At 52.0% G+C, this 16,421-nt stretch carries 18 protein-coding genes and 1 tRNA gene; 11 read left to right on the top strand and 8 right to left on the bottom strand.

Annotation, left to right across the window (positions count from 1 at the left end):
- Positions 1-49 precede the first annotated feature (49 nt).
- Positions 50-592 (bottom strand): phosphatidylglycerophosphatase A family protein, encoded by a 543-nt coding sequence (locus D3P07_RS03155; RefSeq protein WP_119798617.1) that lies wholly within the window; start codon positions 590-592, stop codon positions 50-52.
- Positions 593-721: 129 nt separating this feature from the next.
- Here D3P07_RS03155 and D3P07_RS03150 point away from each other — a divergent pair, with 129 nt between their 5' ends.
- The 3 genes from D3P07_RS03150 to D3P07_RS03140 all read left to right on the top strand — a co-directional run bounded on the left by D3P07_RS03150 (position 722) and on the right by D3P07_RS03140 (position 3,665).
- On the top strand, positions 722-1,789 hold the full coding sequence (locus D3P07_RS03150) for a GerMN domain-containing protein (RefSeq protein ID WP_119798616.1): 1,068 nt from the start codon (positions 722-724) through the stop codon (positions 1,787-1,789).
- Between the two features lie 474 nt (positions 1,790-2,263).
- Complete coding sequence (rph, locus tag D3P07_RS03145; RefSeq protein ID WP_119798614.1) at positions 2,264-3,001, top strand: ribonuclease PH; 738 nt, start codon at positions 2,264-2,266, stop codon at positions 2,999-3,001.
- Between the two features lie 4 nt (positions 3,002-3,005).
- Positions 3,006-3,665, top strand: coding sequence for an XTP/dITP diphosphatase (locus tag D3P07_RS03140; RefSeq protein WP_119798612.1), 660 nt, complete (start codon positions 3,006-3,008; stop codon positions 3,663-3,665).
- 69 nt (positions 3,666-3,734) lie between these two features.
- On the opposite strand, the gene D3P07_RS03135 is transcribed toward D3P07_RS03140, so the two are convergent.
- A complete protein-coding gene (locus D3P07_RS03135) occupies positions 3,735-4,274 on the bottom strand; it encodes a hypothetical protein (RefSeq protein ID WP_119798610.1) in 540 nt (179 codons plus the stop codon).
- A 96-nt stretch (positions 4,275-4,370) separates the two neighbouring features.
- Positions 4,371-6,215: an asparagine synthase (glutamine-hydrolyzing) gene (asnB, locus tag D3P07_RS03130; protein ID WP_119798608.1), complete on the bottom strand. Its 1,845-nt coding sequence runs from the start codon at positions 6,213-6,215 to the stop codon at positions 4,371-4,373.
- A 154-nt stretch (positions 6,216-6,369) separates the two neighbouring features.
- Here asnB and D3P07_RS03125 point away from each other — a divergent pair, with 154 nt between their 5' ends.
- From D3P07_RS03125 to D3P07_RS03115, 3 genes are read left to right on the top strand one after another with little or no spacing between them, the layout of a single operon-like run.
- Positions 6,370-6,708 (top strand): hypothetical protein, encoded by a 339-nt coding sequence (locus D3P07_RS03125; protein ID WP_119798964.1) that lies wholly within the window; start codon positions 6,370-6,372, stop codon positions 6,706-6,708.
- Between the two features lie 28 nt (positions 6,709-6,736).
- A complete protein-coding gene (locus D3P07_RS03120) occupies positions 6,737-7,066 on the top strand; it encodes a hypothetical protein (RefSeq protein WP_119798606.1) in 330 nt (109 codons plus the stop codon).
- A gap of 51 nt (positions 7,067-7,117) precedes the next feature.
- A complete protein-coding gene (locus D3P07_RS03115) occupies positions 7,118-7,708 on the top strand; it encodes a P-loop nucleotide/nucleoside kinase family protein (protein ID WP_119798604.1) in 591 nt (196 codons plus the stop codon).
- 1,169 nt (positions 7,709-8,877) lie between these two features.
- Here the strand turns inward: D3P07_RS03115 and D3P07_RS03105 are convergent.
- Positions 8,878-8,954, bottom strand: a tRNA-Arg gene (locus tag D3P07_RS03105).
- A gap of 229 nt (positions 8,955-9,183) precedes the next feature.
- On the opposite strand from D3P07_RS03105, the gene D3P07_RS03100 reads away from it, so the two are divergent.
- The 5 genes from D3P07_RS03100 to ispG all read left to right on the top strand — a co-directional run bounded on the left by D3P07_RS03100 (position 9,184) and on the right by ispG (position 14,864).
- Positions 9,184-10,059, top strand: coding sequence for a hypothetical protein (locus D3P07_RS03100; protein WP_119798601.1), 876 nt, complete (start codon positions 9,184-9,186; stop codon positions 10,057-10,059).
- A 94-nt stretch (positions 10,060-10,153) separates the two neighbouring features.
- Positions 10,154-11,443 (top strand): trigger factor, encoded by a 1,290-nt coding sequence (tig, locus tag D3P07_RS03095; RefSeq protein ID WP_119798599.1) that lies wholly within the window; start codon positions 10,154-10,156, stop codon positions 11,441-11,443.
- Positions 11,444-11,682: 239 nt separating this feature from the next.
- On the top strand, positions 11,683-12,273 hold the full coding sequence (gene clpP, locus D3P07_RS03090; RefSeq protein WP_119798598.1) for an ATP-dependent Clp endopeptidase proteolytic subunit ClpP: 591 nt from the start codon (positions 11,683-11,685) through the stop codon (positions 12,271-12,273).
- Positions 12,274-12,304: 31 nt separating this feature from the next.
- Entirely contained in the window at positions 12,305-13,561 is a 1,257-nt protein-coding gene (gene clpX, locus D3P07_RS03085) for an ATP-dependent protease ATP-binding subunit ClpX (protein ID WP_119798596.1), read from the top strand.
- Between the two features lie 193 nt (positions 13,562-13,754).
- Positions 13,755-14,864, top strand: coding sequence for a flavodoxin-dependent (E)-4-hydroxy-3-methylbut-2-enyl-diphosphate synthase (ispG, locus tag D3P07_RS03080; protein WP_119798595.1), 1,110 nt, complete (start codon positions 13,755-13,757; stop codon positions 14,862-14,864).
- Positions 14,865-14,933: 69 nt separating this feature from the next.
- Here the strand turns inward: ispG and D3P07_RS03075 are convergent, their stop codons facing one another.
- From D3P07_RS03075 to D3P07_RS03065, 4 genes are all read right to left on the bottom strand, one after another.
- The gene (locus D3P07_RS03075; RefSeq protein WP_119798594.1) at positions 14,934-15,146 is read right to left on the bottom strand and encodes a hypothetical protein; all 213 of its coding nucleotides are present in this window, start codon (positions 15,144-15,146) and stop codon (positions 14,934-14,936) included.
- A 15-nt stretch (positions 15,147-15,161) separates the two neighbouring features.
- Entirely contained in the window at positions 15,162-15,527 is a 366-nt protein-coding gene (locus tag D3P07_RS03070) for a hypothetical protein (protein WP_119798593.1), read from the bottom strand.
- Positions 15,524-15,661, bottom strand: a complete 138-nt coding sequence (locus tag D3P07_RS26840) for a hypothetical protein (protein ID WP_182914155.1) — start codon at positions 15,659-15,661, stop codon at positions 15,524-15,526. The genes D3P07_RS03070 and D3P07_RS26840 overlap by 4 nt, the downstream gene beginning before the upstream one ends.
- Before the next feature lie 168 nt (positions 15,662-15,829).
- Entirely contained in the window at positions 15,830-16,156 is a 327-nt protein-coding gene (locus tag D3P07_RS03065) for a hypothetical protein (RefSeq protein WP_119798591.1), read from the bottom strand.
- Positions 16,157-16,421: the final 265 nt, after the last annotated feature.

Genomic DNA, 16,421 nt, shown 5'->3' with positions numbered 1-16,421 from the left:
CCGTTCCGGCAGGTATGCAACCTTCGGAACGGCCTCTGTTTCATGGAGATTAGTCAAGCGGCGGCGTTGTGACGCCTTCACGCTCGGCTTGCTTGCGGTGGGCAATGCGGCTGGCAGCGGAAGCGGCAATCGCGCCAACGATATCGTCGAGGAAGGTATGTATCTCGCCGTCTGTTTTGCTGTTCAGGCGAACAAGAATGCCCGGCTTTACCTTATCGACATAGCCGAAGTTCGTAAATCCGATGCTTCCGTATACGTTCACGATCGACAGAGCCAATATTTCATCGCAGCCATATAAGCTCTCATCATGCTTGATCATGTCTTGAAGCGGAGGCAGCAGCTTGCCTTCCTCGGCAAGCATGTCGAGCTGAATGCCGGTCAATACGGCGTTCTGCACTTCACGCTTGGACAATACGGCATCCACATGCTCCAGGCAATCCTCCGTGGTCAGGCTTGGAAAATAATCCTTCTGCAAGAAGAGCACAAGCTCGGCGATGTCCTGCTTGGTCACTCCACGCTTGGCGAGCCATTCATCCGTTGCGGCAGCTACTTTCGAGCTGTTCAGGCTGTAGATCTTCGCATTCTCTTTCAATATGGTTCCCCCTCATGATTTTATGGACAAAACTGGTCTAAAACAGGGAAGGGCTCGTATACATATTACTACAAATGAGGAGTTGTACAAAGCCGACAGGCAAAAATCAATTGGGGAGGAATTTTCTACATGATTCAGAAAAAATGGATTCGCCGCACCGCATTCGTTGCCCTTCTGGCACTGCCCGTTCTGACCGCAGGCTGCGGATTGTTCTCACAGCAAACCAGCAAGTCGATTGATCCGCCGCAGCAGCAGGTGGAGCAAACCGACGGCATCGAGGGTGAAAATGAACCTACCGGACAGGCTCCTGCAGAGGGCGTAACGGCCTCCACGCTGACCGTTTATTTGCAGGACGGCAACGGCTATCTGGCTCCGGTGACGGTGCCGGCAGCTTTGACCGCAAAGGAATCGGCACCGCAGAAGGCGCTGGAGATTATGGTGGACAGCGGCGCGTACGCTTCACTTCTGCCGGAGGACTTCCGTGCGCTGATCCCTCAAGGCACGCAGGTGCTATCCTATGAATACGATCAAGAGCACAAAATCGCAAAAATCAATTTGTCTGAGTCATTCACCAATTATCCGGAGCAGGACGAGCGCGCTATCGTCGAAGCGATTACCTGGACATTGACAGCTATGAGCGGTATCGAAGGCGTAGAGCTTCAAGTCGAGGGTGAGCGGCTTGAGGCGATGCCGGTAGCGGGCTTCCCGATTCAAGGCGAGCTGACGCGCACGATCGGGATCAATATCGAGCAGGCCGACGGCGTAAGCGTCGCCAGCTCCTATCCGGTCACGCTGTACTTCTCCTCCGAGACGCTGCATGAGGAGGAATACTATGTTCCAGTCACAAGGCTGATTGAACGCTCCGATTCGACGGCGCACGCTGCGCTTGAGCAATTAATCGCGGGACCGCTGGATAAGAAAAAGCTGACAAGCGTCATTTTGCCTGATGTGGAAGTGACCAACATCGAAGAGAAGGATGGTGTCCTTGTCGTTGACCTGCAAGACGATTCTTATGTAACAGGCCTGCCCATCCCATCCGAGATGCTGCAAGCCGTGGTACTGTCGCTGACGGAGAGCACAGAGGCGAGTCAGGTTCAAATCCGGATTAACGGAGAGACGAACCTGGTGGACGACAGCAACAACTCCTACAGCCAGCCGGTCGGCAGACCGCATCATGTCAATGCGCTGAAATCTTAATAGATTGCTTTCGGATAAGAGGCTGACCCGGCGGGAGCTGTTGCTGCTATGGTCAGTCTTTTATTTTCGTAATGGACTGTGTTTTAGTTGCAGCAATAATTTTCTACTTGCCTTTCTGCAGGGAAGGTGGTCATGATCGGAATTCGTCGAGGGGAGTACGCGTTATTCCTGCGGGCGGCCAAGGCAGATAGGATGCGTCCACTCCCATGTTCGTTGCCGATACAGTTATAAACCGCTACTGCGTTGTGGACCGGGAAGGCAATCGAACGGTCTTTGATCGAGGTAACGCGAACCCCGTGCGGCGAACGTTTCGAGTTGAAAGGTACTGCTCCTTTATGCAACTCATGGATTCGGCAGAAATAAGGTTTGCATAAGGGCGCGAATCGTAATTTGCGCCTTAAGATGCATTCCATCCTTGACTTTGATAAAATAGGAAGGGTTAAAAATGGATGAATGATTCAGGAGGCTTATCAAATGAGAAATGACAACCGGGAGCCGAACCAGCTTCGGCCGGTATCGATTACAACGAATGTAAATAAACACGCGGAAGGGTCGGTCTTGATCGAGGTTGGCGATACGAAGGTCATCTGTACAGCAAGCATCGAGGAGAGGGTGCCTCCTTTTATGAAGGGGCAAGGCAAAGGCTGGATTACGGCCGAGTATTCGATGCTGCCGCGTGCGACCCATTCGCGCAACCAACGCGAGTCGGCCAGAGGCAAGCTCACAGGACGCACCATGGAGATTCAGCGCCTCATTGGCAGAGCGCTAAGGTCTGTCGTCGATCTGAGCGCACTAGGCGAACGCACCATTACGCTGGATTGCGATGTAATCCAGGCCGACGGCGGCACGCGCACTACGTCCATTACGGGCGCATTCGTGGCATTGGCTCTTGCGGTACATCATGTTTCCAAGACGGTCTCCTTCAATAAATATCCGATTCGCGACTTTCTGGCTTCCGTCAGCGTAGGCGTGATTCAGGAAAGAACGCTGCTTGATCTGAATTACGAGGAAGATTCCAAGGCTAAGGTTGACATGAACGTCGTGATGACCGGTCAAGGCAAATTCGTCGAGGTGCAAGGCACGGGCGAGGATGCGCCGTTCTCCCGCGAGGAACTGAACGAGCTGCTGGCCCTTGGCGAGGCGGGCATCGCAGAGCTGATCGAGAAGCAGCGCGAGGTGCTGGGCGAGATTGCCGCTCGCATTGGGGGTTAGCGGAATGACGAGAAACTGGCTGGAAGGTCACGACACGGTTGTCGTCGCTACCAAAAACGCCGGCAAAGTGAAGGAATTCGCCCATGCGCTTCAAAAGCTGGGAAAAGCGGTCGTCAGCCTGCACGACTATCCATCCATTCCCGATATCGTGGAGGATGGCGATACGTTCGCTGCCAACGCAAGGCTGAAGGCGAAGGCAACCGGAGACGCGCTTGGCGTGCCGGCGCTTGCAGACGACTCCGGCTTATGCGTAGAAGCGCTGGATGGAAGACCAGGCGTCTATTCCGCACGATATGCGGGAGAAGGAGCGGCTGATTCCGCTAATAACGCGAAGCTGCTTCAGGAGCTGGGACAGATTGGCGCCGAGCTTCCGGGGGACACGCTGAGCAATGGCTCCAAAGCGCTCAGCCGCGCTCAATTCGTATGTGCGCTTGCGCTGTACGATCCAGCCACGGGCGAGTTCATCGAAGCAGAAGGTACGGTGGATGGCATCATTACGGACCGTCCGCATGGCGACGGCGGCTTTGGCTACGACCCGCTATTCTGGCTGCCGCAGCTTGGCAGAGGGATGGCGGAGCTGTCCAAAGAGGAGAAAGGCGCGATCAGCCATCGGGGCGAGGCGCTGAAGGTTCTGATGAAGAAGCTGGGCATTGCTGCCGGCTAAGCTTATGAGAAGAGCAAGAACCCGGAAGACATTCCTGTTAGGGATGCTGCTTCCGGGTTCTTTGTTTCGTTATTTGGAGAATGAGCTGCTGATGCTTGCGGCAGTTTCAAAGTCATTCGCAGGACCGGCGATATGGTGCATCATTCCTGCTTTCTCGCCCATGTCCAACATCGGATTACGGCTTATGTACAAGTGCTCGAAATTATTGGCTTGCTCTATGTATCCGAACAAGATGAGGTCAGGAGAGCCATCCTTGCTGACTGCCGTGTACACAAGGAGAGTTTGATTATCATTCAGACCTTTGAACTTCATGTCTACGATGTCATGCGTTTTTGTAAAGTCATAATGCTCGATGACCAGCCTGCCGTTGAATTTGTGCTTGCGGAACAACGGTTTGCTTAACGTTCCTTTTATCGTTATGAATGTCTTGGCAGCCGAAGAAGGGTCGCCCTCCAAATATTCAATAGCAGGGAAAGCTTTATCAATGGTTACAGGTAGATGTTGATAAACTGTGTAGATAGCCCAAACGACGACTATTACCGCAACAGTTGCGGCTAATCTTTTCTTAACGGGATGGATGCGAGTCACCTCCTTGTCCAATTTGAACATATACCCAGTTACCTGTCTATCTGGAAATGGATGACTATATCAAATAGGGCTGCCGCAAGTCGCGATGACTTGATGGCAGCCCTGCTCTGTCGTATGCTAACGGACCGAAACGTTGTATTGCTTCAGCCAAACATTGACTTGATAGAGATAAGCGAACAGCTGAGGCCCGGACATCAGCTGACCGAACCATGGGAGGTTCGAGCTGGCCGTATCGGACTCCGCAAGCTCCCTGACCTTTTTCACATTGATTAAGGGAAGCAGGGGGGAGGAAGGATCGTTTAATACATCCAGCAGCAAGCCTTTGACAGCTGTAAGATAATTCGGGTTATGCGTCTTCGGGTACGGGCTTTTCTTTCTCCACAGGACGTCGTCGGGAAGAACGCCTTGCAGCGATTGGCGCAGAATTCCCTTTTCCCGGTCACCCGCCGACTTAATCTCCCACGGAATATTCCACACGTATTCCACCAGGCGATGGTCGCAGAAGGGGACGCGGACTTCGAGCCCGGCAGCCATGCTCATCCGGTCCTTCCGATCCAGCAGAGTGGGCATAAATCGCGTTATGTTCAAATAAGACATGCGCCGCATCCGTCTGCGGGTCTCGTCTTCGCCATCCAGCTGCGGAACCTCCGCTATCGCGTCGGCGTACCGGTCGCCGATGTATTCCTGCGGCCTGATCCAGGCAGCAATGTCGGGCGAGAGCAGGTCTGCGCGCATCGTTGTGGCCAGCGACCACGGGAAGGTATCGGCCTGCAGCGCATCCTCCCGATGGAACCATGGATAGCCGCCGAAGATTTCGTCTGCAGCTTCTCCCGAGATGGCAACCGTAGCCCCCTTCTTAATTTCATGGCAAAAGAGCAGCAAGGAAGCATCCACATCGGCCATGCCCGGCAAGTCGCGGGCGAGCGTCGCATTGTGCAGCGCTGTAACCAGCTCCGGTGTATCGAACTGGATCGAGTGATGGACTGTGCCCAGATGAGAGGTCATCCGCTCAATCCAGGGCGCATCGCTATTGGGCTGGAAGGCATGCGCCTGAAAATGCTTGTCGTTGTCGCGATAATCGACGGAATATGTGTGGACGTTGCCTTGCCCGTTCTTGGCATAATAGTTGACCGCCAGCGTCGTCAGCGCGCTTGAATCCAGTCCGCCTGACAGCAGCGTGCACACGGGCACATCAGAAATAAGCTGGCGGATGACCGTATCCTCCAGCAGCTCTCTGACATGCTCCGCCGTTTGCTGCACGTCATGCTCATGCGGGGTGCTTCGAAGCTGCCAGTAGGTGATTGTCTTCACGCCGACACGGTTCACGACCATGCATTGTCCGGGTCTTAGCTCGCTTAATCCTTTATACACACCGTGACCCGGCGTTCGCGCCGGACCGATGACGAAAATTTCGGCCAGACCTTCTGCTCCGACTTCCGCCTTGACGGATGAGTGCTCTAGAATACTTTTTGGCTCTGAGCCAAAAATAAACAAGCCGTCCCGCTGGCTGAAAAACAGAGGTTTGACACCTAGCCGGTCTCTTGCGAGAAATAGCTCCTGGGCTGTCACATCCCATATGGCAAAGGCGAATATGCCATTGAAACGTTCTACGCAAGCTCTTCCCCACTCCATAAATGCGACAAGCAGCACTTCCGTGTCGCAGGTAGTCGTAAAGGAGCGCCCGCGGCTCTCCAGCTCCCTCTTCAGCTCTGGAGCGTTATATAACTCTCCGTTATAGACGACTACATATTGATCGTCTCCGGTATACCGAATCATGGGCTGGGCGCCATTCTCCGGGTCCATGACGGAGAGACGGCGATGTCCAAGCGCGCAATGGGTCGTAATCCAGGTTCCCGCCGCATCAGGGCCGCGCGGAGCGAGCGTATCCGTCATGCGTTCCAGATTGTCGCTTTCTCTGGTCAAGTCACTGCTCCAATCAATCCAGCCGGTTATTCCGCACATCCTTCTCATTCCTCTCTATGCTGGACTCCAGTTGCGATAATAACAGTTATATGCTGAAAAAAGGGATAAAATGTCTGTCCGACGGGGGAAGCTAAGAGGGGCAGCATGACGCTGAAGAGGCAAAATGAAAACAGAAGGAATGAGGTATGCAATCATGGATGAGCATCGGCATGAAGAGAGATTTGAAGGCAGCAAAACCTTTTATGTATCCGTACAAGCCGGACAACTATTAGAGGAACAAGGGGCAGCGGCTTATGAGCTGGAGATTCATGCGAACGCCGAACAGGTCAATCTGCTCAGGGAGCTGTTTGAAGAGCTGTCATCGATGGATGAAGCGCAAACGTTTCAATTTGCAGGCAGCCCCTTCTCGCCGAACAGCGACGAAGCTTTGAATAGCGCATACGACGATATTATTAGCAGAATCTATCGGCAGCTGCATGAATGCGGCACAAGCGAAACGAAGAGTCACATTGAATCGATGGGACTATTTTAACAGGTGAGAGGAGAGGGAGATACTGAACGTGACAGGCGCTCGAGTAAGAGGTATCGTGAACCGCGGCGGAGAACCATGCGCTGAGGTCGAGGTGGATACGGATTCTGAATCCGCTCCGGTTGTGCTCGCTTATTTTGCTAATGAGGGAGGAAAAGCCGTCTTGCGGACGGTGCTGAGCAATGATGCGGAAAGGGAGACGGACTGGTTCGACAATAATCTGCATCAAGCATTTGAAGACATCACCGCAGAGGCTTCGTATGCAGACAATGAGAAAGGCAGGCATTCATTTCAGGAGAGCGTACTGGCTGCGGCTCATATTCGTCAAGAAGTGGAGGCGACTCTCGCAGATACTCTTTGAACGGCATCCATGGTATAATTTGTCCTAAAATATTTTTTGGGGGCGGACAGGATGCAAAAGCTGGTGTTTTTTGTAGGAGTAGCAGGAACGGGAAAGACGACGGTTGCGCTGAAGCTAAGCCGGTATATGCCGGCGGCGTTTCTAGACCGGGACACGATCGGGGGGCGCTTTGTAGAAGCGATTCTGGAGATGCAGGGACTGGACCCGAAGGATCGTGATTCCGATTTCTATAAAAAGAACTTGCGCGATTTGGAATACAATACCGCCAAGGATGTATGTATCGAGAACTTGGCTGCAGGGCAAAACGTCTTTATGATTTCACCGTTTACAGCGGAGCTGAAAAATCGGGAGTGGATTGAGGACGTCCTTGCTGCTGCAGGGCTTACCAAAGCGCAGGTGGATGTAAAGGTGATTGTTGTTGCTTTGCAGGACATGGAGCTGCAGCACAGTCGAATTGTCGGCAGAGGAACGGAACGGGATACGTGGAAGCTGGAGAATTGGGGCGACTTCCAGAAGCGGGTAGATTTTGTGCCTGCGATTAACTGGGACATCCCTGAGAGCAGCATCCTGATCTTCGACAACAGCGGCGAGCTGACAGAGGAGAAGGTAGAAAAGCTGCGCAAGTTTGCGTTTGGCGAGTAGAGCGAAGAGAAGGCAGCGCAGTTGAATGGATTGTGAGTAAAGTGAAGAGAAGTTAGGGCGACTGCACAGATAGTGAGTAGACCGAAGAGAAAGTACGGCAACTGCATGGATGGCTTGCAGACAAAAGTAATGGTAGAGCAGTTGCTCGTCGGCGAGTAGATGGAACCGAGGAACAACTTTCAGAAGCGGGCGGAATATGTACCGACCATTAACTGGGACATCTTGGAGAACAGCAGCCTGATCTTGGACAACAGCTGCTAGCTGACACAGGGAGAAGGTAGGACTGCCGCACAAGTTTGTGCTTGTCGAGTAGAAGCGGTGTGTATGTTTGTCTCTTCGGTAAGCTATCTTTAATCGTGCGTATGTCCCTGTAACTAGCTTGCAATTAGTTCAGGTGAACTATATGAGTGTGCCGACGGCTGTATAGGCGGTGCTTTGGCATTCGGTAGTATGCAGGCCGATATTGGACAGGAATTTCGTCAATTTGGCTGCAGGGCTACAAACAGCGCAATGCGGATAAGGCTAGTATTTGAATAAATATCCTAACAGCTTTATTCTGGTGACCGGATTTATTCGAGCTCCCCGCAAGATTCGAGCGGGGAGCTTTTCGTTTCTGATTCATTCGAAGGTAAACGGGTATGTAGGATATGGTTTAGGCAAGAGGCAGGAACCTGCAACGCGCCCTAGCCCGGCTGGGAGCAGCTGCAAGCCGCGCTAGCCCAGCAGAAAGCATCCTGCAAGCCGAGAAAATCGGCTTACAGCGTCCTAGCCCAGCTGGAAACATCCTGCAAGCCGAGAAAATCGGCTTACAGATCCCTAGCCCAGCTGGAAGCATCCTGCAAGCCGAGAAAATCGGCTTACAGCATCCTAGCCCGGCTGGAAGCAGCATGCAAGCCGAGAAAATCGGCTTACAGCGTCCTAGCCCAGCTGGAAACAGCCTGCAAGCCGAGAAAATCGGCTTACAGATCCCTAGCCCAGCTGGAAGCATCCTGCAAGCCGAGAAAATCGGCTTACAGGTCCCTGGCCCAGCAGAAAGATTCTGCAAGCCGAGAAAATCGGCTTACAGCGTCCTAGCCCAGCTGGCACAACGAAGCGAATCGTCAAAAAACAAAAAAGCCGCTCCCAAAGCCGGATATCGGCTTCATTGAGCAGCTGTGTGTGCGATGCAATGGCGTCCCAGGAGGGATTCGAACCCCCGACAACTCGCTTAGAAGGCGAGTGCTCTATCCAACTGAGCTACTGGGACGCGTGAGTAATAATATAGCATGTGAGTAAAAGGTTTTGCAAGCCATTTTTTTGATATTCACAAAAAAACTTCGACATTTTTTTCTTGCTACTCTCCGTGTTATAATCGTACCCAAGATTACTGGCTGATTCCTTAAGCAAAACGGGAGTTACTCGAAGGCGGTGTTATCATTACAACTCCTCAAGACCCTCATACAGAGGGTAAAGACAATGTTTATTTATTTCCCAGCATGCTGGATCAATATCAGATTCAATTGACCCGGATGCTGGAGGCGGAGCAATATCGCGAAGCCAAAGAGCTGTTAACTTTTCTTCTGCAGTGCCAAGGCCAGGAGAAACGGCATTACGAGGAATGGGACAGCCTGCTTGGCTGGCTGGAGATGGCATTCCCCGACGATGCGGAGAGAGGCGCTGGCCTCGAAACGGTCGATGCCGAGAATGAAGAAGCCACGCTTCGGGAGCAATTGCTGAAGCCGCCTGTGCAGGATGAAGCTTACATCCATCAAGTGATGTATATTATGCAGCATCATCCCATGATGGATCAGCAAATGCTGGCGCTGGAGAGAGCGGCATACATAGATGACAGTCAAGTAACCGAGACAATATTGGAATGGCTTCGAAGCGATACGATTCATCCGCTCCTGCAATTCAAAGCGCTGCAATGCTTGCGCAAGCGCGGAGCATCGGGCAGGCTGGCGCTTCAACGGCTGGACGAGCACGTGGAGCTGGAAATCGAAGCGACGCCGCTAACATTGGACGAATTCCCGCAGCCGATCGGACGCATTTTGGAGCGAACGGCGACGGTCGCCGAGACGGATGATCCGACGCTTCCTCATTTTGCCAGAGAGCTGTGGAAGGAAAGTCTGGAATATTTGTACGGCACATCCGCTTACCGATGGATGCTGCACGACAATGACGAGACAGTCGATTGCTACGCGGCGGCGCTGCATTTGACGCTTAATCTGACGGTCTACGGATCGGCAAATGACGACGATATACGCGATACATACGGGATTACGGACAGCCTCAGATTCCGCTATGAGCAGGCGTGTAGAACGCTTCGCGGAGTGGCCATGCTGCTCCAAACAGGCGGCGAGGAAGGCTAGCCTTGAAATGCTTGTCTATCTTGATTATAATGGAATGGTTTATGTAACGTGAAAACTTGTGATGCATGCGCATTTTTGGAGGGGAAGGCATAAAATGAAAGCAACTTGGGAAAAAATAGACAAGAACCTCGTCTCGATCGACGTCGAGGTAGACGCTGAGAAAGTAACGGTCGCACTCGACCAAGCCTTTAAGAAAGTGGTAGCAAAGGTAAACGTTCCTGGCTTCCGCAAAGGCAAAGTACCGCGGGGCATTTTTGAATCCCGTTTTGGCGTGGAAAGCTTGTATCAGGATGCAATCGATATCCTGCTGCCTGAAGTGTACACAGCTGTCGTGAAAGAAAACGATCTTCAGCCGGTTGACCGTCCGGAGATTGACGTAACGCAATTCGCGAAGGGCCAATCCTTCAAATTCAACGCAAAAGTAACCGTTAAGCCTGAAGTTCAGCTTGGCGAGTACAAAGGTCTTGAAGTTGAAGCGGTTCAAGCGGAAGTGACGGAAGAAGAAATCGCAGCTGAGCTGGAGCGTCTGCAAGGACGTCATGCCGAGCTGACGGTTGTAGAGGAAGGTCCTGCTCAAAACGGCGACATCTCCGTTATCGACTTCGACGGATACGTTGACGGCGAGCAATTCGAGGGCGGCTTCAGCGAGCGCTACTCCCTTGAGCTGGGTTCCGGATCTTTCATCCCAGGCTTCGAAGAGCAGGTTGTGGGCATGGAGCTTGGCGACTTCAAGGACGTTGAAGTAACGTTCCCTGAGAGCTACCACGCTGAGCACCTGGCAGGCAAGCAAGCGATCTTCAAAGTGAAGCTGCATGAGCTGAAGCGCAAATCTTTGCCGGCACTTGATGATGAGTTCGCCAAAGACGTCAGCGAATTCGACACGCTTGAAGAGTTCAAGCAAGATCTCGTAAGCAAGTTGAAAGAGAACAAGGAAAAAGAAGCCGAGCAAGCTCGCGAAGTAGCTGTCGTGGACAAAGCGACTGCAGCAGCTGAAGTGGAAATTCCTGAAGCGATGATCGATACTGAAACGGACTACATGGTGAAGGATTTCGAAAACCGCCTGCGCATGCAAGGCATGAACCTTGACCTGTACTACCAGTTCTCCGGCCAAAGCGAAGAAGTGCTGCGCGGCCAAATGCGTTCCGACGCGGAGAAGCGCGTTCGCAACAACCTGGTGCTGGAAGCGATCGCGAAGGCTGAAGGCTTCGAAGCGACTGACGCTGATTTGACAGAAGAGCTGGAGAAGCTGTCCAAGCAATATAACCGTCCTGCCGAAGAACTGCGCGACATCTTCGAGAAGAATGGCAACATCAGCAACCTGGAAGAAGATATCCTGCTTCGCAAAACGATTCAGTTCCTTCTTGAGAACAGCAAAACGGCTTAAGACATCCCCGGCTTTGGCTGGTATAGAAGAATAGGAAATACCCCAAGATAAGGCGCGTGTATAATACGTGCCTTATTTTCACCCTACATATTGGTATTTAGCTTTGCATTTGCGGGTAATCCGCGTACATATCGATTGACCGTTGCCGTATACTGTAGTATTGGAAAAATGACATGAAAACAAGTACGTGATACAATGAGGTAGCAACATACACTCCAAAACGAAAAGAGGTTGGTCGCATGAATCTGGTACCGATCGTAGTTGAACAGACGAATCGTGGAGAACGATCCTATGATATCTACTCCCGGTTGCTGAAGGATCGCATTATTTTTCTCGGAAGCGCGATTGATGATGACGTCGCGAACTCTGTTATCGCCCAGCTGCTTTTCCTGGCGGCCGACGATCCGGAGAAAGACATTCATCTATACATTAACTCCCCTGGCGGTTCTGTAACGTCGGGCATGGCGATATTCGATACGATGCAATACATCAAGCCGGATGTATCCACGATCTGTATGGGCATGGCGGCAAGTATGGGTTCGCTCCTGCTGACGGCGGGCGCCAAAGGCAAGCGCTTCGCGCTGCCTAATGCCGAAGTTATGATTCACCAGCCGCTTGGCGGCGTGCGTGGGCAAGCGACTGATATTAAGATTCACGCAGACTGGATTCTGAAAACGAAGCAGAAGCTGAATCAAATCTATGTTGATCGTACCGGACAGCCGTACGAGAAAATTGACCGCGATACCGACCGCGACTATTTCATGAGCGCGGATGAAGCTTTGGCCTATGGTTTGATCGACAAGGTCATTACTTCGCCGGGCCTTGTTTAATTGACGAAGACTTATAAGAAGGGGTGAGTGCATGTTTAAGTTCAATGACGAGAAAGGCCAATTGAAATGCTCGTTCTGCGGAAAATCCCAGGATCAGGTGCGCAAGCTGGTAGCCGGTCCTGGCGTATATATATGCGATGAATGCATCGAGCTGTGTACAGAGATCGTAGAAGAGGAGCTCGGCAACGAAGAAGAGCTCGATCTGAAGGACATTCCGAAACCGAAGGATATCCGGGCCATTCTGGATTCCTATGTAATCGGTCAGGAGTCTGCGAAAAAATCACTGTCTGTAGCGGTATACAACCACTACAAGCGGATTAATTCGGGCAGCAAGATTGAAGATGTCGAGCTTCAGAAGAGCAATATCTTGCTTTTGGGACCAACTGGCTCAGGCAAGACCTTGCTGGCACAGACGATGGCTAAAATTTTGAACGTGCCATTCGCAATCGCGGACGCCACTTCGCTTACAGAAGCAGGTTATGTCGGGGAGGATGTCGAGAACATCCTGCTGAAGCTTATTCAAGCAGCGGATTACGACGTAGAGAAAGCCGAGCGCGGCATTATCTATATCGACGAAATCGATAAGGTAGCTCGCAAGTCGGAGAACCCGTCCATTACGCGCGACGTATCCGGTGAAGGCGTGCAGCAAGCCCTTCTGAAAATCTTGGAAGGCACGGTTGCATCCGTACCGCCGCAAGGCGGACGCAAGCATCCTCATCAAGAATTCATCCAGATCGACACGACGAACATCCTGTTCATCTGCGGCGGCGCATTCGACGGTCTGGAGCAGCTGATCAAGCGCCGTATCGGCAAAAAAGTAATTGGGTTCAATTCTTCCGGCGAAATGCAAAAGGATTTGAAGCCGGGCGAATACCTGTCTATGGTTTTGCCGGAAGACCTGCTTAAATTCGGTCTCATTCCGGAATTCGTAGGACGTCTTCCGGTCATCTCCACCTTGGAGCCGCTTGACGAGGATGCACTCGTTCGGATTCTGTCCGAGCCGAAGAATGCGCTTGTGAAGCAGTACCAGAAGCTGCTGGAGATGGACAATGTGAAGCTCGACTTCGAACCGGCGGCACTTGATGCCATTGCGAAGGAAGCGATCAAGCGCAATACAGGCGCACGCGGACTTCGGGCGATTATCGAGGGCATTATGCTTGAGGTTATGTATGAAGTGCCATCGCGCGACGATGTCAGCACTTGTCTCATTACCGAGAAATCGGTACAGGACAAAATCATGCCTGAGCTCTCCGCCAAAAAAGGCAAAAAGAAAGAAGAAAGTGCTTAACCTTTATACTGCATGACAAGATCCACCCCATGGCATCTGTGCGTTCGCGCCCGCCATGGGGTGGACTTTCGTGTTTTAATGTAAGATAATATAAATGATTCATTATTCCATTCATTTACCAAATCGGTACGAATGTATGGGCATTTATAACCGAGGCTTTTGGGTCTTATACGTTTGATGGGAGAGATCACTTATGTATTTGCGTCAGGACACAGTTGCGGTGAAGGTTGGAGATCTGACGATCGGCGGCAGCAATGAAGTTATCATTCAAAGCATGTGCACAACCAAGACGGCCGACGTGGAAGCAACCGTCGCGGAGATTTTGCGACTGGAGGAAGCGGGCTGCCAGATCGTACGCGTAACCGTAAACAACAAGGAAGCCGCGGATGCTATTAAAGAAATAAAGAAACGCATTCATATTCCGTTAGTTGCGGATATTCATTTCGATTACAGGCTCGCACTTGCCGCCATCGAAAATGGTATTGATAAAGTCAGAATCAATCCGGGCAACATCGGTCGTCGCGAGAAAGTGGAAGCCGTTGTTAAAGCCTGCAAAGAAAAAGGCATTCCGATTCGCATTGGCGTCAATGCGGGTTCGCTTGAGAACCATTTGCTGGAGAAATACGGTTATCCGACACCGGAGGCTATGGTAGAGAGCGCCTTGTTCCATATCGGTATTCTGGAGGAGCTTGATTTCCATGATATAATCGTGTCGCTTAAGGCTTCCGATGTGCCGATGGCGATTGCGGCATATAGCATGGCGGCCGAAAAAATCAAATATCCGCTCCATCTGGGCATCACGGAAGCGGGTACGCTTCATACCGGTACAATCAAGAGCTCTGCAGGCATTGGCGCTCTGCTGGCGATGGGTATCGGCAATACAGTGCGTATCAGCTTAAGCGCAGACCCTGTTGAGGAAGTGAAGGTTGCCAGAGAGCTGCTGAAGACGTTCGGCCTCATTACGAATGCGGCAACGCTTGTCTCTTGTCCGACTTGCGGACGCCTCGATATCGACTTGTTCTCGATTGCCAACGAGGTGGAAGAGTATATTTCCAAGATAAAAGTGCCGATCAAAGTATCTGTGCTCGGCTGTGCGGTGAACGGTCCCGGCGAAGCGCGCGAAGCGGATATCGGCATTGCAGGCGCTCGCGGTGAAGGGATGCTGTTCCGTTACGGAGAAATGATTCGCAAAGTGCCGGAAGCGGAGCTTCTTAACGAATTGAAGAAGGAAATTGATGAGATCGTGCGCGTTTTTGAGGCGACTGGCGAAATTCCGGGCCGCAAGAACCACGCTCACGCTTAACTGCGGAATGACGAAGAGGACTCTACCCTATTGCAGGGCAGAGTCCTCTTGGTTCTTATTCTGCTGCCATCAGGATGAGGTTGGCGGTTGCTGGGAGGATGGCTGCAGTAATTGCTTCAGCTTTTCGATGAGCAGTAGAAAATCTTCTTTGGATAGCTCGGCCTGTCCAATGGCTGCCTCCAGCTTCTCCAAGGTTGCATACTGATCGTTCAAGACGATCTTGACTTGATCGACAGCTGAAATCGTGGCTGATAGAAGCCTTTTGATATCATCGACGCGCATAATTAGACACCGCCTTTACTCGTGACTTGATTTCTTGATGGCTTTAATGGCATCCAGCAAAGCTTTTCGCTGTTCCTTTTGCTGTTCCAGAACGGTTTCGAATACGGATTCGATTGAGCTGAATGTAATCGTCGAATCCATATTGTTCGCATTCAGCATTTGGATCAGCGGATATAGGATCATCAGAAGTGCGAAGTTGTCCACATACGTAATATTGAGTGCTTGTCCCCCAACGCCGCCTTGGCCTCCCAAGCCTCCTTGTCCACCATAAGCGGCAGCTTCCGCTTTTGCCATCGCCAACTCTTCGGCTTGCTGCGGCGTGTGTTCCTCCAGGATGGCGTCGAACCCCGGCACAGCGCCTTCAAGGGGCTGATTGTTCATAGGATGACCTCCTTCCTGCAAAGGCGATTAGACTGCGCCTGCAGCGCCAGCGCCGCCTGAATCGGCACCGGCATTGCGGCTTGCAACACTTGCGCCGCCAGCACCGCCAGTGCCACTTCCTCCAAGGCCATCATTACCACCGTAGACTGGCGCGCCTGTTATGGCTCCCGTCGCTGCTGCACCGCCCCAGTTGCTGTTACCTGCAACAACCAGATCGCCATCGGCAATTAAATCAATGTCTTGCTCGAACTATTGACTCGCCTTATTTCAAGTTTTGCCAAACTCAACTATTACGTTTGCTTTCACGACTTGTTCTTCTTCTTGTTCTTGTACGATGTGATCATTTCGTCAAGCAGCCTTGCCAAACCATTGGGCCAGTCTAGTCCTGCGACATAGAAGGCAAGCGCATCCTGGTCTCCGAATTTTGGTGAATCGTCTTTGCCTTTAGTGCCATCTGCTCCATTCACGCCGTCATCTCCGTGTCCCGGAGCGTCCTGCACCACTTTACCCGTTACAGTCCCTTGGGTGTGAAATGCTTGTCCGTCTGTGCCTGTAGTACTGCTGGCGCCGTCACTGCCCGTCTTCCCGTCTTGACCTGTTACATGCGCCTCATTGCTTGTCTCACTCAATAGATCCCCCCCCCTTCCTGTTGATATTGTTAGGATATGCGGGAAGGACAAGAAAGGTCAGGGGGTGCAGTCCGTAGGCGCTTACCTTTTTCTCTCGGTGGATAGTGAGGAGTCGATTGAAATTGCTATTTTCCGTACGGCATGGCGATTATTCCGAATGGCAAGAGGCAATACTGACTTAATACGGATAATTTTGACGGACGAACATCAGCAATCGGGAAGTGCGCCAGTAACCGCCGTCTTACGTTTGCGCTTGAAAGGAGCG

This window comes from Paenibacillus sp. 1011MAR3C5, from assembly GCF_003591485.1.
Classification (GTDB): domain Bacteria; phylum Bacillota; class Bacilli; order Paenibacillales; family Paenibacillaceae; genus Pristimantibacillus.
The sequence above is the reverse complement of the archived record's forward strand: the minus strand, read 5'-3'. Positions and strand labels throughout refer to the sequence as shown.